Source organism: Alteromonas sp. 5NS40-0096 (assembly GCF_057544385.1).
This window is the reverse complement of sequence record NZ_BAAJLQ010000005.1, coordinates 121,142-141,813: the sequence shown is the minus strand read 5'-3', so window position 1 is coordinate 141,813 and position 20,672 is coordinate 121,142. Positions and strand designations below refer to the sequence as shown.

General features: G+C 45.7%; 19 protein-coding genes. 8 read left to right on the top strand and 11 right to left on the bottom strand.

Annotated features, from left to right (window positions below; genetic code table 11):
- The first annotated feature begins 32 nt into the window (after positions 1–32).
- Positions 33–2,177: a winged helix-turn-helix domain-containing protein gene (locus AC27G9_RS15625; protein ID WP_487075404.1), complete on the top strand. Its 2,145-nt coding sequence runs from the start codon at positions 33–35 to the stop codon at positions 2,175–2,177.
- 5 nt (positions 2,178–2,182) lie between these two features.
- Here the strand turns inward: AC27G9_RS15625 and AC27G9_RS15620 are convergent, their stop codons facing one another.
- The 4 genes from AC27G9_RS15620 to AC27G9_RS15605 are packed head-to-tail and all read right to left on the bottom strand — an operon-like array spanning position 2,183 to position 5,194.
- Positions 2,183–2,872 (bottom strand): TorF family putative porin, encoded by a 690-nt coding sequence (locus AC27G9_RS15620; protein ID WP_487075403.1) that lies wholly within the window; start codon positions 2,870–2,872, stop codon positions 2,183–2,185.
- A gap of 15 nt (positions 2,873–2,887) precedes the next feature.
- Positions 2,888–4,075 (bottom strand): S8 family peptidase, encoded by a 1,188-nt coding sequence (locus tag AC27G9_RS15615; protein WP_487075402.1) that lies wholly within the window; start codon positions 4,073–4,075, stop codon positions 2,888–2,890.
- A 1-nt stretch (position 4,076) separates the two neighbouring features.
- Positions 4,077–4,616, bottom strand: a complete 540-nt coding sequence (locus tag AC27G9_RS15610; RefSeq protein WP_487075401.1) for an anti-sigma factor family protein — start codon at positions 4,614–4,616, stop codon at positions 4,077–4,079.
- Between the two features lie 8 nt (positions 4,617–4,624).
- A complete protein-coding gene (locus tag AC27G9_RS15605) occupies positions 4,625–5,194 on the bottom strand; it encodes an RNA polymerase sigma factor (protein ID WP_487075400.1) in 570 nt (189 codons plus the stop codon).
- Positions 5,195–5,335: 141 nt separating this feature from the next.
- On the opposite strand from AC27G9_RS15605, the gene AC27G9_RS15600 reads away from it, so the two are divergent.
- The 4 genes from AC27G9_RS15600 to AC27G9_RS15585 all read left to right on the top strand — a co-directional run bounded on the left by AC27G9_RS15600 (position 5,336) and on the right by AC27G9_RS15585 (position 12,216).
- Entirely contained in the window at positions 5,336–8,356 is a 3,021-nt protein-coding gene (locus tag AC27G9_RS15600; protein WP_487075399.1) for a hypothetical protein, read from the top strand.
- A 577-nt stretch (positions 8,357–8,933) separates the two neighbouring features.
- Complete coding sequence (locus AC27G9_RS15595; RefSeq protein ID WP_487075398.1) at positions 8,934–9,458, top strand: NUDIX hydrolase; 525 nt, start codon at positions 8,934–8,936, stop codon at positions 9,456–9,458.
- A 109-nt stretch (positions 9,459–9,567) separates the two neighbouring features.
- On the top strand, positions 9,568–10,659 hold the full coding sequence (locus AC27G9_RS15590) for a DUF2891 domain-containing protein (RefSeq protein WP_487075397.1): 1,092 nt from the start codon (positions 9,568–9,570) through the stop codon (positions 10,657–10,659).
- Positions 10,660–10,821: 162 nt separating this feature from the next.
- Complete coding sequence (locus AC27G9_RS15585; protein WP_487075396.1) at positions 10,822–12,216, top strand: 2OG-Fe(II) oxygenase family protein; 1,395 nt, start codon at positions 10,822–10,824, stop codon at positions 12,214–12,216.
- A 57-nt stretch (positions 12,217–12,273) separates the two neighbouring features.
- Here AC27G9_RS15585 and AC27G9_RS15580 read toward each other — a convergent pair whose 3' ends face one another.
- The 4 genes from AC27G9_RS15580 to AC27G9_RS15565 all read right to left on the bottom strand — a co-directional run bounded on the left by AC27G9_RS15580 (position 12,274) and on the right by AC27G9_RS15565 (position 14,939).
- The gene (locus AC27G9_RS15580) at positions 12,274–12,522 is read right to left on the bottom strand and encodes a superinfection immunity protein (protein WP_487075395.1); all 249 of its coding nucleotides are present in this window, start codon (positions 12,520–12,522) and stop codon (positions 12,274–12,276) included.
- Between the two features lie 138 nt (positions 12,523–12,660).
- Positions 12,661–13,734: a hypothetical protein gene (locus AC27G9_RS15575; RefSeq protein ID WP_487075394.1), complete on the bottom strand. Its 1,074-nt coding sequence runs from the start codon at positions 13,732–13,734 to the stop codon at positions 12,661–12,663.
- A 64-nt stretch (positions 13,735–13,798) separates the two neighbouring features.
- Positions 13,799–14,383: a flavodoxin family protein gene (locus AC27G9_RS15570; RefSeq protein ID WP_487075393.1), complete on the bottom strand. Its 585-nt coding sequence runs from the start codon at positions 14,381–14,383 to the stop codon at positions 13,799–13,801.
- Between the two features lie 34 nt (positions 14,384–14,417).
- The gene (locus tag AC27G9_RS15565; RefSeq protein WP_487075392.1) at positions 14,418–14,939 is read right to left on the bottom strand and encodes a GNAT family N-acetyltransferase; all 522 of its coding nucleotides are present in this window, start codon (positions 14,937–14,939) and stop codon (positions 14,418–14,420) included.
- Between the two features lie 184 nt (positions 14,940–15,123).
- Between AC27G9_RS15565 and AC27G9_RS15560 the strand changes: the two genes are divergently transcribed.
- Entirely contained in the window at positions 15,124–15,990 is an 867-nt protein-coding gene (locus AC27G9_RS15560; protein WP_487075391.1) for a CPBP family intramembrane glutamic endopeptidase, read from the top strand.
- Positions 15,991–16,065: 75 nt separating this feature from the next.
- Here AC27G9_RS15560 and AC27G9_RS15555 read toward each other — a convergent pair whose 3' ends face one another.
- The 3 genes from AC27G9_RS15555 to AC27G9_RS15545 all read right to left on the bottom strand — a co-directional run bounded on the left by AC27G9_RS15555 (position 16,066) and on the right by AC27G9_RS15545 (position 18,887).
- Positions 16,066–16,512, bottom strand: coding sequence for a hypothetical protein (locus AC27G9_RS15555; protein WP_487075390.1), 447 nt, complete (start codon positions 16,510–16,512; stop codon positions 16,066–16,068).
- A 59-nt stretch (positions 16,513–16,571) separates the two neighbouring features.
- The gene (locus tag AC27G9_RS15550) at positions 16,572–17,111 is read right to left on the bottom strand and encodes a helix-turn-helix domain-containing protein (RefSeq protein ID WP_487075389.1); all 540 of its coding nucleotides are present in this window, start codon (positions 17,109–17,111) and stop codon (positions 16,572–16,574) included.
- A 276-nt stretch (positions 17,112–17,387) separates the two neighbouring features.
- Positions 17,388–18,887 (bottom strand): winged helix-turn-helix domain-containing protein, encoded by a 1,500-nt coding sequence (locus AC27G9_RS15545; RefSeq protein ID WP_487075388.1) that lies wholly within the window; start codon positions 18,885–18,887, stop codon positions 17,388–17,390.
- A 190-nt stretch (positions 18,888–19,077) separates the two neighbouring features.
- Here AC27G9_RS15545 and AC27G9_RS15540 point away from each other — a divergent pair, with 190 nt between their 5' ends.
- Positions 19,078–19,911: a CPBP family intramembrane glutamic endopeptidase gene (locus AC27G9_RS15540; protein ID WP_487075387.1), complete on the top strand. Its 834-nt coding sequence runs from the start codon at positions 19,078–19,080 to the stop codon at positions 19,909–19,911.
- The gene (locus AC27G9_RS15535) at positions 19,895–20,629 is read left to right on the top strand and encodes a hypothetical protein (protein ID WP_487075386.1); all 735 of its coding nucleotides are present in this window, start codon (positions 19,895–19,897) and stop codon (positions 20,627–20,629) included. Before AC27G9_RS15540 ends, AC27G9_RS15535 begins: the two co-directional genes overlap by 17 nt.
- The last annotated feature ends 43 nt before the right edge of the window (positions 20,630–20,672 follow it).

Sequence of the window (20,672 nt, the reverse complement as noted above, 5' to 3'; positions counted from 1 at the left end):
CACAAAAAGTCACATTACTAAGCCACTGATTTATGGATGAAAATACGAGTCGAACGACAATACATACTTTTGCGAATTTTCGTTTAGATATTACGAGTGAACGTTTGTATAAAGACGACGAATTGATAAGAATAGAGCCCCAACTCTATGCGCTGTTACGACTTTTTGTCACCCATCCATCACAACTCATCACCAAGCAAACTATTGAAGACGAGGTTTGGAATCGGCGCCCTGTGACTGATGACGCATTGAGGGCCGCACTCAAGAAATTACGTGATTTACTGGGCGATGATGCAAGATCCCCAATATTTATAAAGACAATTCCCAAGCAGGGGTATCGATGGTTATCTCCGGTTTTTACCCAAGAACCAGTACCACGGCCGCCTCAAAAGCATGTGAAAAAAACAATGAGCCCCGGGTTAAAATGGGGGCTTTTCGCCACTCTATCGGTTGCACTATTGTTGGCGGTTATTGCGATTTTTGTGCCTACCTCCCAATCGTCATTGCCGACACTCCCCATTGCTCAAATCAAAAGCGTGACGCAACTAACAGGCTCAGAAGTCGACGCCAGCTACAATGCCAAAAAGAACCTGTTGGCGTTTATCCATCGAAGCGCACGCAATAGTCCGCAACAACTTTACTTAAAATCCTTAAATACTGGCGTCGTCACCAGATTGAGCTGGGATCAAGCTAATTACAAAGATAGCTACTGGTCATGGGACGGGCAGAAACTGGTGTTCATGCGTCTCATTGATCAAAGGGACACGCTGCATATCGCACACTTCAATCCGGCTGGGGAAATTGAACAACTAGAAACACTCGAAGCTGAAGGCTTGCAAGACAAATACGCTATCGGCTGGCTGGAGGACGACAGCGGGCTGATATTAGCTGAGAACATGCGCCCCAACAAACAACATCGTATCTTTGCCTTCAATTTCTCAACTGGTGAAGTCACACCTCTCACCAACCCTAACGTCGCTGGTAGAGGAGATTACAAAGCGAGTTTGTCGCCAAAGAATGACCTTCTGGCTATTCTTCGAGAGGAAGTATCACAGGAAGCAAGCTTACTGATTACGTCACTTGGCACAGGTAACTTGGTTGCCAAAGCCGTATTGCCATTTGTCCCTAATAGACTAGTTTGGACACCTAGCGGTGGCACTGTGGCTATGAGTAACTTTTACGGCGACCACATTCGCTTTGATCTCGAAAGTGCATCGTTATCAGCCCTCCCGAAGCTACCAGAGAATAGCCTAGATTTGTTTGCAGCCTGTGATGAGCAGTGTTATTTCCTACGCCAACACAACGGCAACTTTTTAGACTTACAAGAAACCCCACTGGCGTCGTTACAATCACTTGCATCACCAGACAATGGCGTACCCATTCTCAACAGTGGCCGATTATTAAGGCGTGCAGGCGCACAGGACTTTCCTCAATATATCGGTGATGATGGTGATTTACTGTTTGTTACGCTCGAAAATCGCATGCTCACTTTCCAGCGATTTGCGCGCCAAAATCAATTGCAAGATGTCGCATACATGGATGCGACTTTACCACTAAGCGCTGTCGTAGTAGCGCCAAATGGTGAGCAACTTGTTGGAATGTCAGCCGGCAGAATGTTTCGCGCCTCATTAACCAATCCTGCAGCCATTGACGTTGAATTTGTTACAAATGCCCTGGAACAATTTGCCAACCCCACTTGGCACCCTAACAGCGAACATGTGTTCGTCGCACAGAAAACGGCAAATCAAGCCGCTATCGTCAAATATCATCTAGCGACAAATACCGCATCGCCAATCATCGATGGCCTAATTGCATTCGCATTACTGCCAGGGCAAGACGAACGGGCGGTCGGGATTACTCCCCACCATCAACTCGTGTTGTTGGGCCATCAGGAAGGCCAGTGGCAGCAAATTCGAACGTTGGGACAGGTGACGTCGGCCAACCCCAATCGCTGGAAAGTCACACCAACCGGTATATTCCACACCAAGTATCAGATGCCAGAAGCGTTTTTATGTCATATATCATTGACTGAGATGAGTGGCACGCCAGCAGAACAGTGCTGGTCTATCGGAGACAACCGATTCCGCCTGCATTTCGACATTGATGCTGCGCTCAAAAAAGTAATGCTAGTAGAGTCTCTTAGTGCAGAAAGCGATGTGATAAAGATGCAGTGGTAAAAAATTTAAAAGCACTTACAAATGATTTCGAAGACGAATCTAGGTGACTCAATCGGGCCAACAGGTGTAGGACGCAAAGTCTCACTCACCCAGTGATAACCCAAGCTTGCCGTATAGTTTTTGTACCTTGCACCGAGTTTAAGATTGGCATGCTGGTAATCCAACTGGCTGTCCAAATCAAAATAACCCGTGCCCAACGAATAGTAAAAAGGCTCAGAGAATACTTCTTGATATTGAACTTCAATGCTCATAGATGATAAATCAGATGCGTAATAATCTGGCGAGTAATCGAGGCGAACGCTCAGGCCACTTTGATGAGATGCCGTGAGACTGAATTCTTCGAAGTCCCATTCTCGAGCACCGTCGAAAAAACGTCGAGACTGCACGTAAGTACCTGCAAACCAGTCCTCATCTAGCGCCATTTCAAGCCCAATATAAGGCGTCAATGCTCGGTGCCTTTGACGTATTCCGTCAACACGCCCCTCCGATGCATAAAGCCCAAATACAAGTAGTTCAGAGGCTTGCCACTCTGCATTAATACCAATACTGGGTTCGCCAGCGGTTTCACTTAAACCGTGATAGATAGTGTCGGTCGACGCTTTTAGGTAGACGCTGAGTGCCTCTGAGGCCAGGCTGTTCACACTGAAAAACGCCATTGTGGCAACGACGACATATCGACACAAAAAAGACCACATGAATGGTTACGTGACTCACTGATAATTGGGATACCTGTCAGTTAACCATTGTTTTAAGTGCATTACCATATCGTCATGAGAAGAATCAGGGTTATCGCCCATGTATTTCGCAGCCAAAGCCGTTAAGTGTGGCGTCGCAATGGAGTGGCCCGTAAAAACATCATATTGGCCATTAGGTGCTAAAGACAGCGCATTGGCAGGCGCAAGTAAAGAATATTCTGGAATATTGCTTGGCAAAGCATCACTGATACCATACGCAAAAAAGACACCATTCTGTGCCGTGGGAAAACGTTCATCGTATGCTCGTTTTTCATCAAAGGCGGTAATCACAACGCCCCCCTCATTAATAAGCCGTTGTACGAGCTTTTCAAGGATGACATCTCGTGGCCCAGACAAACTCAAATTGATAAGGTCAGGCTTCACTGCCACTGCTGCATCTAGCGCTAATGCCAGCGTCAGCGTATTACATCGCCCCTTGCCATGGTCGTCTTGCCAACAGCCGCGGAAGTGATGAATTGACGCTTCAGGAGCAAACCCACTGAAATTAGGCACGCCTTGTCCGTTCATACGTTTGGCCGCAATTAAGCCAACCACGGCGGTACCATGGGCTTCGTTGCGACCACCGCCGCGCTGGGAGACAAAGTCTTGATAACGCAGTTTCGAATTTTGTAGCGCCGGATGGTCGTAGTCCATGCCGGTGTCTATCACAACAATATTTATACCTTTCCCATCACTGGAAGCAGGTTCTTGAAACTGTTTACGATTTGGTACGTTTGCATCCGTTGCTTTCGGCAGGCTTTGTAGTTCGCCTTTTACATCGTAATGGTTAAAAGGCTGTATCCACTTTACCCGTTCATCCCGCTTTAACGTGTTCAAGACGTCGGTACTCGGGCTTTCGATGACAAAGCACAACACCCCTAAACTATTGATAGGCCATTGTTCAGACAATGTGAGATTGTAATCATTCGCAATTTCTCGGGTCACACGTGCCAATAATGGGTCGCTCGAATAATCGAACAATGCATTGTAATGGTTACCCGCGGCTTCTCGTCTTTGTCGCTCGCTTCTTGGGTCATCAATTACCACAAGAAGCGGTTCGGTTAAGGTATTCAATTGCACTTGTGGCGCAAAAGAAGCACAGCCCAGTGGCAACCATATAGCAAGGAGTGTAACGCCAATGAACTTAACAAAATGAGAGCACATATTAATCGCCCAGCGGTTTAATCAAAACAGTTCGGGAGTCCGCTTCCAGTTGCTTAATAGTTTCTGACAAGTTACTGGAATGAGTAACATCAACGGCATTCACGCCGGGATAACGTTTGATAACGGATAACTGATACTCGCTGATCAATGCGTCCAAATTCGACTGAGAATCAGCAACTAACCTAACCGCGGGTTGCGTATAGACTTGATTGGTATCGGTTAGCGTTTCAAACTCATTGACCTGAGTCGATGGCGTAACGATGACAAAAACCGCCAATGCCGCCGCGGGCACCGGCGCCCAGTTATACCATTTGGCATACCAGGGCTTGCGGTCCAAACGTTTGCTAAACGCCTCGAAGTCAGGTTGTGTTGTATTGTCGCCACGGGCTTTCAGTGCAGTTTGCAACATTTTGGCACTTTGCATATTCGCAGCGAACTCAGGATCGTTGCGAATGCAATCTTCCACTTGCGCCATTTCATCATCGTTTAGCTGCCCATTTAAATAATCGGCGATTAAACCTTCTTTATCGAGATGATTCATGCTCACTCCTACTGCTGCTCGGTCAATATTACGCGAATTTTGTTTCTCGCATGATGTAATCGGGTTTTTACGGTATTCAATGGGCAATCAGCTATTTGACTTATTTCTTCCACAGAATAGCCCTGAAAGTAGCTCATCTCAATGACCAACTTTTGCTTCGCTGGCAATGCGCGAATCGCCGCCTCTAATTGACTATTATCAGCAGAATCCCGTTGTTCATGCTCCATTTCATCCAGCGTGTTCTGCTTGAATATTTCAAAAAGTCCACGCCGAGTCTTCTGCTTCTGTAACAACTTCAGACACGCCCTATACGTAATGGCAAAAATCCAGCTAGACACCTTTGAGTCGCCTTTGAACTGGGACGCCTTATTCCAAACTGTCAACATCACATCGTTGTAGACTTCCTCTACTAACCCAGAGTCCTGAGTCATGCGATGGAGAAACGGAATCAATCGAGATTGATACGCTTGATACATTGACTCCATTGCACGTTTGTCCCTGTTTTGCGCAATTTGTTCTAACCAGATTAAATCTCGGCGAACGGCAATGTCTTCTTCAGCTGCTGCTTTCAATGTCATAAACCCAATTACCTTTTGTAGCACTAAGACACCTTCACTCAACAGACAGGTTCAATTTAAAAAAAATTTTTTTGTTTTGAACCTTATCTTCACACCACTTCATCTTAGCAGTCACTAACTCAGTCCATTGGAGAGAATAGAATGTTAGAACGACGCACCAAACATTTCGCTTTATCTTGCTTCACTATCGCAGTTTTGACTGCATGTGGCAGTGACAATGACCCCGTTGTAGAAGAACCTACTGTACAACCGCCAGTTGCAACCAACAACTGTCCTGCGGTGGGTAACCTCACACCTGAAGATTTGGGGAACGATCAATGCCAAATTGGAGGCGTTTTAACTCAAGACGCCACCCTAACCGCTGGCGTAACTTGGTTTTTGGAAGGCGGCCTACAGGTTGGCAACAATGATAATACCGCTGTGCTCAGTATCGATGCCGACACCCAAATTCGTGGTAACAACGCCGATCACTTAGTCGTATGGCCGGGCTCTGCGTTACAAGCAAACGGAACAGGGGCTCAGCCTATTCACTTTTTATCAGACGATGATGGCGTTGAAGGCTCGGGTGAATGGGGAGGCTTATTTCTGCGTGGGTTCAATGGTTTAACCAACCTAACGGGTACCCAAGGAGAAAACCGCCTTGACTACGTCGTTGTCGCTGAAGCAGGCGCTTCGGTAGAAGTTACCATTGATGGCAGCACTGCTACCTATCAGGACAACATTGTTCTCAACGGTGTCGACGCCTCTACCACACTAACCTTTGTTCAATCTCATAATTCAGCCCGAGATGGTTTTCATATTTTGAATGGCGATCCAAGAATGTCTTGGTTACTGTCGACCGGCGCCACCCGAGATGGCGTATGGTATCGAGATTTCAGCGGTGTGATTAAAGATTTAATGGTCATTCACAACCCAGAGTCTGGTCGTTCTGGTATTTACGCTTCAGAGACAGAAGCAGGAGATTCCAACCCGAGAATCGTCAACGCCACATTGGTGGGGCGTGACGGTGCGAGTGTTAGCGCTGGCGCAGATGACGCTGAATTTGGCATCCTGTTCGCAGACAACACAGACCAAATCCGAATGGCAAATGTTGTAATTGCGAACTTCAGAAACGGCTGTTTCTTAGCGAACGATGGCGCGGACCTTTCGCAAATTAACGACAATGTGCCAGGCCCCACTTATTTAGATGGTGTGCACTGTGCAAATGAAGCTGGGCCAAATGGTAACTTTGGTGTCGTTGCAGACGACGCTGTTGGCTTCCCTGATGGAACCATAGCGACTAACAACAGTATCAATGCGAATGGTTTAGTGTATTACAATGGAGCCGCTCACGGCATTACCTTTACGGGTGAAATTGCTGACCGCTCATCTGCCTTTACCGCTGGGTGGTACCTGAGCAACATCGGAGGCATCCCCAATGGCTTAGCAGCCGACTCTACGTCACTTAATGCCTTTTTAGATGGCGATACCAACCAAGATGGCGTTGTAAATGGTGACGACAACGGCTCAGCATTCTTCATGTCTGATGCCAACCCATTCAATCTCGATGTCGCCTCAGATACAGGAGGTTACGATCTCACGCATATCGGCGCATCTCGAAGTGGTAATCCAGATAACGCTGCACAATTTGATAATTGGACCGTTGCCACTGGCAGTGATGAAGGCTATGCCGTTCAACAAAATGCCAACTTGCAAGGGACTTCGGTTTGCCCAGCTGATGTTGGCGGTGCCTCGGTTTCTGCGCTCGATAAATATGCAGGCCGAAATGTCTGTGAAATCTCCGGCGTTATGACCGCCGATGGCGAATTGACGAGTGATATTGACTGGCAATTAGAAGGCGGCTTCCAAGTTGGAAACAACGCGAATACGGCAACTCTCACCATCGAAGCGGGCACGCGAATCAGCGGCGACAATGTGGATACTACAGACTACCTCGTTGTTTGGCCCGGTTCCGCCATTGATGCCCAAGGTACGGGGGCGAGACCAGTGCGTTTTACCTCTGACGATGCCGGCATTGACGGTTATGGCGAATGGGGTGGCGTATTCCTTCGCGGCTTCAACGGCTTACCGACGATGTCAGGTACACAAGGTGAAAACCGTTTAGATTATGTCGTTGTTGCAGAGGCTGGCGCTCAAGTGAGCGTGACTATCGATGGTGTCACTGCTAACTACCAAGACAACATCGTATTGAACGGTGTTGACGCCGATACCACATTGACCTTTGTGCAATCTCACAATTCTGCCCGTGACGGTTTCCACGTACTCAATGGCGATCCCCGCATGTCTTGGTTACTTGCCACTGGTGCGCAACGTGACGGCTTTTGGTATCGCGATTTTAGCGGCTTAGTCAAAGACCTCATGGTGATTCACAATCGCGATTCTGATGGTTCAACCGGCCGTTCAGGTATCTATGCATCCGAAACTACTGCAGGTGATTCTAACCCTAGATTTGTCAATGTCACATTGGTCGGCAGAGACAACCAAAGTCTCGTTGCTGGCGACGCGGACAATGAATTTGGTATTTTGTTTGCGGATAATACCGACCAAATTCGCATGGCCAACGTGCTGATAGCCAACTTCAGAAATGGCTGTTTCGAAGCCGACGATGGCGCAGATCTCAGTGCGATTGATACCACGGTTCCCGGTCCGAACTATCTTGATGGTGTACATTGTGCCAATGAAGCAGGTCCAAATGGCCAGTTCGGTATTGTTAGAGATGATGCCGTTGGTTTCCCTGCTGGTACCATCGCCGCGAACAATTCAAATGGCAACGGTCTGGTTTATTACAATGGTGCGAACAATGGCATTGTCTTCACTGGTGAAATGGCAGAGCGTGGGAATGACTTCACGGCTAGTTGGTATCTCAACAATATTCGTGGCATCAGCAATGGCCTGATTGCTGACCCGAATGCCCTCAACGGCTTCTTAGATGGCGACACGAATAACGATGGTGTTGTGGACGCTGACGACAATGGCTCCGCCTTCTTTATGTCAGATGCCAATCCATTTAATTTGGACGTTGCCAGTGACACTGGTGGCTATGATTTAACCCACAACGGTGCAGTAAGGAGTGGCGCAATCTCGGCAACGAATGCGCAATTTGACAACTGGACTGTATCCACGGGTAGAAGTAGCGGGTTTACCGTACGCGTATCTCAGTAATGTAGACGCAAATGGTAGCAAAGCCTGGTCGGTTCACAGCCAGGCTTTTTTTCTTATCTTAAATTAGACATTTCATGTGTAACGACCTTATCCAGCAAATACTCCAGTCGCCTTTTGTCATTCTGTTTTTTCTATTTGTTTGCAGCCAATGGATAGAAAGCTCATCAAGTTGGTATGTAAAACAAGGGCAGCGCCAGCTTAAAAAGGGAAATTGTCAGCGTGCACGCCATTATTTCGAGAGCGCACTCAAACGAGACAGCAAGTGCCAGTTAGCTCGCACCACACTGCGACATCTTCCAAAGACCACTTCAAGCTCTGTTGATGGCATACGAACCGTTGATCACTTACCTCCGGCCGGCACAACTGATGCCCATAATCGCCTTACTCACAACAACGCTTGTTTTCCTCGTCATTGGCCGAGCGCAATACCAACACAAATCCACCCACGCCGTAATGGTTAGTGTGAAAACTCGGTAGCGGCAAGAGAAAAACTTGCTTACATTTTCATCCACCTTATGTTTTTACATTTCGCTCCTAAGTGGTAAGAATTGGAAAAAAACACAATAGGCTCAACATTATGCGCTACTTTGTCGCTGCGTTATTTTTTATCTCTTGGGCTGCCAATGCCCAAGACAACATCAGTAACTTTCACAGGCTAATTTTGCAAAATGACCAAGGCGATGTGTTAGTCGTCAAAATAAAAGATAGGGATTTTTGGGTAACGCCTGGCTGGTATCAAACTCAAGATAAAAGCATCGAACAAGGATTAAGAGATCTCGCTCTCACTCACGGAGTTACCATCAAGGACATCCAGTTAAAAGGCGTATTTACTCTCAGAGACAAAGAACAAAAAGTATTATCACTTAGGCATTTCTACACTGCCAAAGTCGCATCTGGTTCTGTCACCTTACCGGACAATATTGAAAACGCAGAATGGCTACCCAAAGACCGCGCCATAGCCACAATGACCTTCCCGCATATTCGATTGTTAATGTCTCCTGTCATGTCACAAAGTCAGGGAGTATTGTCTGGAGATGTTATGCGCTATCAAGAAAATGGCCAATTCAAAGCTAAGCTACTGGGGCCTATTACTCATTGGTGAGTTGATGTCATTCTAATCTTATTCGCCGTGCACATTATCGCACGGCTCTACTCATCGCCATATTCAGGTGATAAGGTGGTGGCCCTTTAGGCTATCGCGAACAACAATAATGAAAAAAGTACGCCTGTTGGCTTCCTTATCGGTACTCCTGAGTCCTGCTGTATTGGCTGACAGCCCAACTCTCTCTGCTAGTTACGAAGACGTATTTTCTCAATTGGCACTCGGGTGCATACACAAAGAGTACAGCAATAAAATCGCTCACTACATGAATAGTGACGACGACTTAAAACCACCACGAGACCTCTACCCCGCTTTTTATGGCTGCTTTGACTGGCATTCCTCCGTTCATGGCCATTGGCTATTAGTCCGCATGCTCAACACCAGCCCAGACAAAGTTGACCGTGCATTGATTATTGAAAAGCTCAACCAAAGTTTAAGCAAACAGAATATAGAGGCCGAGCTAGCCAATTATCAGCGTCCCGGCATGGCGTCATTTGAACGTCCTTATGGCATAGCCTGGCTGTTACAACTCACAGCAGAACTGCGACAGTCAAACGTTGAGCAAGCCAAAGTCTGGTTGAATAATTTACTTCCTTTAGAACAGCAAGCGGTTAGTAACATCAGTGATTGGCTACCTAAACTAAGCTTCCCGATCCGAACGGGTGAGCACAGCCAAACCGCATTTGCATTTGGTTTAATGTTAGATTGGAGCCGTATATCAGAAGACAAAGCTTTCGAAACTTTGTTAACCAACAAAGTAAGAGCGCTGTATGTGAATGATAAACACTGCCCACTCGCGTATGAACCATCGGGCCAAGATTTTCTCTCGCCTTGTGTGGCGGAAGCCGATCTGATGCGCCGAGTAATGAACCCGCATGAATTCTCCGCATGGTTAACTGACTTTTTCCCAACGTTGACAGGCAATACCAAGCAAGATTGGCTTGTACCAGCCGTAGTCACGGACAAAAGCGATGGAAAACTCGCTCACCTTGATGGCTTAAATACGAGCCGAGCTTGGATGTTAGAGGGTATCGTTAATGGCTTACCAAGCAACGATGCCAGAATTTTACCACTGAAACGCGCGATTGAAGCACATAGAAAAGCTGGGCTAGACGCGGTACTGGGCGACATGCATTACATGGGGAGCCACTGGCTGGGCAGTTTTGCGACGTACCTACAAACGCAACGAGGCCTACAATAACCTCCTTGATATCACCTTGTTCATTCAATTGATGTACCTCACCTTTTCGCCTTATTCCGATGGGATAAGGCTTGTTTTATGCCTCTAAGTCATGAAAAATGCAGTGTTAAGGGCCCCGAAAAAAGTAGAGGGCCTATCACGACTTAAAGAAGGCTTCGGACAATGGTGTTAACAACCGATTACGCAACGCATGCTGGAAAATTGAGAGCGGCTGGTGACAACATCGGCGCAATTGCGGCTTATCGGAAACATCTCAACACCAATGCCAATGACACCATTAGTATGCATAATCTGGCGGCTGCACTGGGTGATGTTGGCCAACACAAAGAAGTGGTCAAAGTCCTAAAGAATGCGTTTTCTAAAGGTTTAAATGCACCTGAGTCTTGGTTAGTTTATGCCCGCTCTCTGGGCCACTTATCTAGATTCAAAGACGCGCTAGAAGCCTACAAGCAGGGCCTGACACGCGCTCCAAATAACGCCAACGTACAAATGGAATACGCACAGTTACATTGGATGGTAAATGGCGATCTCAATGCGGCACTGAGCTTGTTTCATGAAGCCCTAAAAATACAAACCAGTATCAGTGACATTCACGTCATGTACGCTGAAGTGATAGGTCAGATGGGAGATGCTTCACAACAGTTTGATTTGTTAAATCAAGCCTATGCCAGCTCGGGCCACCACCCGCGACTCGCCTATTTTTTGAGTAAGGCCGCGCTGAAAAACGAGAAATTTGAGCTTGCGTTGCAGCTGAGTCTGCTGGCGACCAAGGCGTTTCCCCAAGAATTAGACAATGCGATTAATGCCTGCAATTGCCATCTTGCGATGGGCCAAGCCGACGCCGTATTAGCAATAGTTGAACGATTCCTGAAAACGTCGCCGAATAACCAGCACTTGATTGCACTGCAAGCTACAGCCTATCGCTTACTGGGAGACGACCGTTACCCGTTACTGTACGACTACACATCATTGGTAAAATACTTGCCATTAGGCGTGCCAAAGGGGTGGTCTTCTCTATCGGGTTATATCAGCGATCTGGAGGCCGAATTAGAAGAACAGCATAAGTTCGTGCAACATCCATTCTTTTTATCAGTTAGAAATGGAAGTCAAATCCCTTCAATTGCACGAATCCAAAAGCCGGCAATTCAAGCATTTTCAGAAGCAATGGCACAACCGGTAAACGAGTATGTCAACGCCCTCTCAGGTAACAAAAATCCGATGACGTTACGCAATACGGGAAAGTTTACCCCGCTTCCCGCATGGTCGGTGTTGTTGCCTCCTGGCGGCTATCATGTCAATCATGTGCATCAAGAAGGCTGGTTGTCGGCGGCCTGTCATATTAGGCCAGCTGAAAACGAAGTAGGTAATGATAAGGCGGGTTGGTTGGCATTAGGCGAGCCCGGTTCAATAACACAACCTAAGCTCGATGCAGAAATGTTTATAGAGCCCAAATCAGGCCATCTCGCCATGTTCCCTTCATACATGTGGCACGGTACCGTTGGCTTTAATCAGGGGAAACCACGGCTAACCGTTGCATTGGATATCGTGCCAGGATAAACCTATTGCCTTTGTGCACCGAGCCAGCTGGCAAAATAGGTACTAGGGCGTGTTGACCTAGTTTGTTGCCAGTTTATCCTTATACTTGTCTACCACCTTCCCAGTGAATGCCCAGACCATTACGGCGCACCATGCGATTACTGAAAACCCGGCTGGCACGCATGCAATGGCAATATGCTTAACGTGTTTAGGATTAAAAAATACGGCAACTAAAACAGGCAAAAACCACAAAGCCACAACCGATACAACCAGTATCGCTAGAAATGGTCCACTGGTTTGCTCAAACAATTGGCTAATTTTTTCCATTACTATTCCTCAATATTCTCTACTAGATTCGAAATGAGGTTGCTTCCTGCTGAAACGCATCAGAACAACCTTGGTTATTCGTACTAGTCATTGCCTATCAAGATTTATTACAGACGGTGTCGAGAAAAATGAAAAACATTACTTGGTAATGACGTGATAGATGGAAAGTTCGTTCGTTGTAGGCTGCTGGCAATAAGCCTGCATTCCCTGAAACAAAACGGCTTGGATATCCCTTTTGATTAGGGGCTCTTGTACTGTTTTTTGTAAATGCTGCAACATTAGCGTTGCTCTGTCTGCGTTAGAATCACAGCCATAATCTACCGCGAGATAAAGCTTCGCATACTCATCGCCCTCCTCTGAGGCGTCTTTTATCAGCGGGTAGTTTTGTCCTTCTTCTAAGATTCCCAAGATAAATTTAGCTCTACTATTGTTTCTTTTTTTGATCAGATATTTGAGTATGGTTTTCGCTTTGTATGACGAGCGAGGATAGCTTTCAATTAGCTCTCCATACTTGTTTGGTAGCCAACCTGTTTGGTAGGCATAAACGTGAAGCAGCGCATCTTCAGTCGACATCTCATCGAGGCTAGTTGGTGTGACATCAATCGCTTTACTTTCAAATTGATTTGACACACTCTCCCGTTGTGCCATTTCGTTATCAATGAAACGATATTGATCGACTGTATGCAGGGCTACAACACTGACAGAGAGCAATAAAATAGTAAGTAAAAATACGCTAGGCAATACGAAAAACCACCGGTTTTGCCACTTTGTCTGGCTAGAGTGAACTGACATTTTAGTCAATTGAAATAAAGCGCGTTGCTCCAGCATCGGTACGTTGCGACGAGCAAGATACATGGCACACCACGCACCGCCACAATAAAGCCCCAGGAGTATTGCAGCTAAGAGACTCTGCCCCGCAGCCAGTCCCATATCCAATGCGAAAGCAGCGACGACGATTAGCATATGTACAATAAAAGCAACGCCAGAAAACAATCGCGTAATACCTCTGCCGTGAAGTCGAACAAGCAAACCAACAACGATGCCACTAACCGTTAGAAACACGGGAGCAAAGCGAGCTTCAATTTGAAACGAAACGTACCAAGCCAAGAGAATCAAAACACTCCATAACGGTAATAGTAATGCCGCTTTTAACGCATTTTGTTGGTTTAATTTAACGTCGATTTTGTGTTGATAGTCTTGCTCAATACTCAAATGTGAGTTCCTTTCTCGTTCAGTATGTACTTTGTGGCAGGCATCAATTCTGACAATCTATTTCTCAAACATCACTTGCCGATTCACGGTCAGTAAAACGTGCGGCGAGCGTCGCGATTCTCGCGCCTAAATATTCAGCGGTTTCCAAATCGACATTATGCAAGACGCCATCTACTGAATGCGCAATAAGTCCTGATTGTGCACCTAGCCGGTTCCTGCCCTTCGCGTCACAGTTACCTGGGAGGTCTAAGCCCGCCCATATCATACCGTGCTGGTTAGCGAATATTTGCATGTACTGTATGGTGTTTAACTGGTCACCACTAAGATTTGACCCTATGGTAAAGCCACCAGCTAACTTGTTAGCCCACCCTTGATGTGCCCATATTTCCCCTGACGCATCGGCAAACGCTTTAAACTGTGCAGAAACACACCCCATAAATGTTGGAGAGCCAAATACCACGGCATCCGCTTTTTCGACAAGTTCTAAAACGCTTTGATTCACATAGCGCCCCTCGATAATGTCTCTAGGGTTGATTTCAACTAGTTGAACTCTAGCGTTTTCAACACGGGCAACCCCATCGGCGATAGACTCGGCAAGGCGTCGAGTGGTGCCAGTAACTGAGTGATATACGAGAACAATATTCGCCATAAGTCGTCCTTTTCATTGCAAATGCGATACACGTTTAAATTGGGTTTCTTTGGGGATTCGGGAGTAAATAAATATCGCGACTTAACCCGTCGGGAAAGGCCATTCTTCTGACCTTTTCTCCACCGAGTTTTTTCACTAAACGCCGGGCAGCATGATTGTCATCATTCATGTAAGTTTCTACCGCTTCCCAGTGCCAGCTATTGTAAGCAACATTGAGGGCTGCGAGTGATACTTGTGTCGCCACACCTCTACCTCTCGCTTCAGGCAAAACCCACCACGTCAGTTCAGTCGGCCACGCTTTACCTTTCCAAAAGCCACATGTTCCAATATATCGGCCATCATCCTTAGATTGGATAACCCAAACCCCGAATCCTAGCAGTTGCCAAGAGCCCACATCGGCTTTCAGCCTCGCCCAAGCTTGTTCTTGAGTTAGAGGCCCGCCATACATCTTCGAGGCTTCGGCGTCGGTATAGAATTGTTCATACATTTCGGCGTGTTCGCGACTGGGTAATACTAATAAAAAATTGCCGGTCTCAACGTTTTTCATGGCTTCCATACTTGCCTGCTCCATCTGATTACATAGTACATAAAGCTGCGATTCAATCACACTAAAGATTGCACAAGTGTCAGAAGTTGTTGTCACTCAAAAGTGAGCAGGAGCATTGCCATTGTGTCGTTTGTGATGCAAAGTTCTATAAGTAAAGCCTTAATCAATATTGGTACACGGTGGCCGAATAGATATGACACAACTGCATAACACTCCACGAATAGGGTGGGTTCCGTGGCCTCCACTGGCCGCACTGTTAAGCGTTTTATTTGTAGCCATACCTTTGCTCTCAACCTCTCTGATTTTAGAACAGTTCCAACTTTTGGATGAAATGGGCGAGCCACGCAGCTACTCAGGGCTTGTAGCATTTCTTCTTGTTCCATTTTCCGCAATATTCGTGACGATTTATGCGTGGGTAAGACTTATTGAAAAACGGCAATTATCAACCCTGGGGTTGCAAGCTGATAGGCTGCCGCAAGATCTCGCGACAGGTGTTGCTATCGGGATAGTAACGACATTATTCTTGGTTGCTAGTATCTGGACCTTTGGTTATCTAAAAATTGATGGGCTTTTTTCTGCGTTCACGTCTTCCACAGCGCTCGCAAAAATCGCACTACTTTTTCTTTGTTTTGGCGTGCAATCAGGCGCAGAAGAATTTTTGTTTAGAGGCTGGTTGATGTCCGCAGTCCGGCAAAGAGCCGGAATCACTTGGGCTGTTGCCATTAATACTGCAGTTTTTACTTTTCTACACTGGAGTCCAGGTCAGCCATGGTACGAAACTCTTAGCTCTATTTCATTTTCATTGTTCGCATCTGCACTCGTCATTAAGACGGGCAGTTTGGCTATCGCAGCCGGTTGGCATATCGGCTGGAATTGGTTAATTGGAACGGGATTCGGCTTACCGATTACTGGCCTAGATCTGAACCTACCTGCACTATTGTTCGAGGCTCTACCAACAGGGAGCGAGATCATGAGTGGCGGTTCAGGAGGGCCGGAATCCAGTATTTTTTGCTCAATCCTACTCGCCTCACTATGCCTTTATATGTGGCTAAAAAAATAGTCTAGATTCAACTCAAATGGTGATTGGCGGTGAAATTCACCGCCTTGAGTTCGCCAATTCCTGTATTAAAAGAAATCAAATATTTGGTTGGACTTCGCTAGTAGGCTTGGATTCAGCGCCGAGCATCGCGAACCACGCGCCTAACAAGCATAATGGGAATGGCATAGTAAGCTTGGCAATTTGATGAATCCAATGATGCTCTGGGTGCATGAAAATCCCTGCGACACCGTATAAAGCAAGTATAACCCCAAAGTAAAAAGCGTGTTTGTAACCCACTCTGCCCGTTTTAATCGTCACCATGCAAGCACATAAAATTGCGAGCGTCGCTCCAATCACTGCAGATGCACTCGCAATAAAAGTAGAGTTAGCAGACATTTCCGCGATTTGCTCTTGCGAATATTGAGTAATGTCTAACCCCATCTGCCAATAAATAGTCAGTACAATTGCCAAACAAATTGAAGAAATTAAATAGGTAGCAAAGGCTAGGCCTAATGCTTTTACATTAAGTGGTTGAGCGTTCATCTTTTTTCCTTGATATAGACGCAGCAGTTTTGCGCGCGGCTTAGTAGTTAATACAAGTGTTAAAACAAAGATGAGCCAAGGCCGTATTTTTTCTTTAAGTGCCTATGTTTAAGGGCACACAATACGGAAGAAACTACTAAAGTAATCGACACCGAGTTTTTCAATAATTTGAAAGTCTGTTCGTCGATTTGGTTCAGACCATAGGCGGCGAAAATCCCTACAAAACCAAATAAATGGCATGCAATCACAACGTTAAGCACGGTGTACAAGCGCTTAAGTTCAGATTTGCCCACCGCGGTTGCTTCTGATTCGGTTTGGTGATCAACCGGTGTTGTAGGTTCGCTGCTAGCTTCAGTAGCAAGTTCAGGAGACACGCTCGCTGTTTCGTCGACCTCTGCGGCGTCGTCAAACAGTTCATTCAATTGGATTTCAAACACGGCGCCCAAGCATTTGATGCTTTCTTGTGAGGCTACCGATTTAGCTTCAATTCTTTGCACTGTTCTCAAACTCAAACCCGACAAATCAGCGAGCTGTTGTTGGGACCAACAACGACTTTCTCTGAGTTGTTTTAGTTTGTTTGCATTGATCTTCAATTGCATTGATGAGTCTCCCGCTGGCTCAATTTCAAGCTAACAGAAGTGCTCATATTCCTTTACGAAACGCTCACGTAACGCTTACGTTACCAGTACGACACTTATTTTTAAACCCTTAATTTTTATGATCTTTTAAAAAAATTTTGGCAGAGGAAGACATTACAACGACTGTCAGTGTTAAGAACTGAAAGCAAAGATATTATGGTGGACAAAGCGACAAGCTGTTTTAATAGCTCGGCGTTTTGCTCTAACCAACATAAGATAGGAATAGCTTTGGCGCTATCAACGTGATAGTGCTTGAAGTTTCTCGAGCCACGCTTTGACGTGAGGCTTTTTTAGGTTCAACTCTCGCCGCTCAACAACATCAAGTGCGTCAGATGCATATGCTTTGGCAATATCGATTTGGTTTTGCGAATAAGCTAACTCAGATAAATTCATCAAACCATTCGAATATCCAAGTGGACACTGCAGCACTTCATGATAGTTCATCGCTTTAGTGAAAGCCGTATTTGCACTATCAAAGTCTCGTTCATACTGAAATACTCGCCCTTTGACCTCTTGTGCATAAGCAAGGTATAGCCAGTCATTTATAGAATGGGCTATTTGATCTACCTTTTCCAAACGAAGTACTGCGTCTGTAATGTTCCCTTGTTGAAGCAAGCCCACAGATTGCCAAAAGTAAAGTCGTACAAGTTCTCTTTTATCCGATGCCGATTGAGCTAATTTAATACCCTGCCCTAGAAGTTGTTCGGCTCTAAGTAGCTCTCGATTATTCTCAATCAACGTTTGGCCTAACAGACGTAGGGCAAGGATATTGGTAGGCTCTGTCGTCACGACAGCTTCCATCAGACTTATAGCTTGATCATTTTCACCCAATTGCTTGTGTTCTATCGCACTAACAAGCAATTCATTGGCTAACAAATTAGTGTATTGCTGGCTATCTACGACAAAGTCAGGGTCAAGACGTTTACCTACAATAGCTGTGAGTTGCGCTATTGCACTGTCAACGTCAGGGCTTGAAATACTGCCTTTCTCTAAAGAATTTCGGTAATACAGAGTGTAAAGCAACTGATAATCGCTGGTGGCTCCCGTTAGCGTTCCCTCAATAATGAGGTTCGCCCCAGAAACCTGAAAGACTTGACGAATGTGGCTAGAGTCGTAGTGACTCATTGGCATGTTAGCTCTGGACATAACATCAAATACATAGTCAGTTTGAAGTACTGCCGCTTCGTTGGTTGAGTACAAACCCTGTATAAGCTGGTCCATTGCACCTACTCGTACCCATTTGTGATCTGAACCTTGGACTGTATTGTGAAATGGCAAAACAACAATTGAGCCTGCCAACGCTTCGTTACTTGATGGTTTTGGGTTTATAAAAACAATGCCCAAAACTAGCAGTGCAATTAAGGTAAAGCCTGCCCAAACTTTAGCATTTGGAAAATCTAACCAGCGCTTTGATTTCACTTTGCTCGGCTCATCGATACGTTCGACAGCTTCCGCCCAAGCATACCCTTTACGGGGGACATTCCGGATAACATCAGAATTACCAAATAGCTTTCTAATCTCCTTAATAGACTGAAACACTACCTGATCATCAACTAAGACATCATCCCAAATCGTCGCCAGTATCACCTCTTTGGACACAAGCTCTGCATTCGCCTCTATCAATAAGAGTAGAAGTTGCATTGTCTTCGGACGAACGGATACCGCTATGTCGTTCTTCGACACTGTGCTTTTTATAGGATCGATTTTCGTATTGGCGGTGATGTAGTAATGAGACACGTCTACGCAACTATAAGCTTCTGGGCTAGAGGATTATACCAATAAGCCAAATCACTGAAAAAACAAAAAAGTGTTACATTTCATAAATTTAAGATGTTCAACACCAAATTTCAGAAGATTTCAGAGTAATTCAGTAGTAATTCTTTGCCGCCATAGCATGCTCAGGGTGATTCATTTTTGAGGTATCACAATGCACAACCTAGCAAATCATTTAACTCGTCATCCCGTAAAATACAGTGTCGGAATTGTCTTTACGCTTATCTTTTTTTCACAGTTTGGCGCGATTTTATCGCGGTTCCTCTCCCCTGATTTTGAGAGTCCGTACATCACAACAATACTACGCCTGCTATCGGGCGGAATCGTCGTCTTTGCGTTGATAAAACTACGATGGGAAAAGGATGCTTTCGTTTCCACTAAACCAGGCGAATGGCCTAAATACTGGTTCGCCATACCGCTAAGCCTTTCCATTGTTGGATTTATTAACCTGCTGAATACAAATTGGGACGGGTTGGTTTTCAGCTATTCAACCATGATGTTTTGGTTTTTTGATAATTTGAGCACTGGCGTATTTGAAGAAACCATGATGAGAGCAATTGTGTTTTGCTTGTTATTAAAAGCTTGGGGGACAACACGAGCCGGAGTGTTTAAAGCAGCGGTTACTCAGGCGCTTATTTTTGGTCTAGTTCATCTGCTCAATCTACTCAACGGTTTTTCAATTGAAGTCTTCGCTCAGGTGATTTGGGCAACATTTATGGGCTTTGGTTTTGCAGGCGCAGTGATTTATGGACGCAGTATTTGGCCAAGCGTGATTGTACATGGCTTTATCAATGCAATGGCCAACATCGATAACTATTTCGCCATCGAATTCGCGCCGCAACCGATGGAGCAAAGCACATTAATCGTACTGCTTGTACTAATGTTTGTCATAGCAGTAATACCCGGTTATTTGGGCATTGCGAAATCCATGTTTATCTCGAATATTGGCAACAATACAAAGGAGCAAAGTCATGCTGAGCTTGCTTAAGAAGGTACTTTACCTCTCTGTGCTGTGCTGCTCGCCTTTTGTTTTTGGCGCTGACGAGCCAGATAACCCATTAATATGGTCGACATTAGATAGGGCATTGAAAGACCTAAAAGCCCGAAGGGTAGCGTTGGATTCTGCTTACCTATTACATTATCAAAAGCAGGAAACCGACCGTCTTGGCAATTACAAGACTTGGCACATTCAGCAGAGCAATTCTGGCATCTTAAGTACTCAACCTATTGCAACATCGGGAACTATGGCATCAGAACAAGGGGTCGATTTGGATTTTGAGCTCTTCGTTAACTTTTCAACAGCGGCGTTTGAAACGGCCAAGTTCGTGGCCGAAAATGATACGCACTACACATTTGAAATCGCTCCCCCCATTGCCGCCAGTAGTGACAGTGGTTCCGTGAGTGAGACTGATATTAGCGATGCCAACGCATCGCTCCAATCCAACCTCACAACCCTCGTAAACGTTTCTAAAACAACGGCGCGCTTATCCAGTATGCGAATTTTTGCAGCCGACTCCTTTAAACCAAACCTGCTTACTCGGGTAAAAACCTTCAACATTACAATGGAGTTTGATGAGAGCTTTAAGGGAGGCCCTTTGTATGTCAAACGGCACATACGAGAGTTAAAGGGTCGCTATGGATTGCTCATCGCTATTGACCAATATTTGGAAACATCGATTGCCATTCTTGAGTTTGCAGCACAGTAATAATCAACTGAAGCGAAATTTTTTGGCCTGCTACTACCAAAAT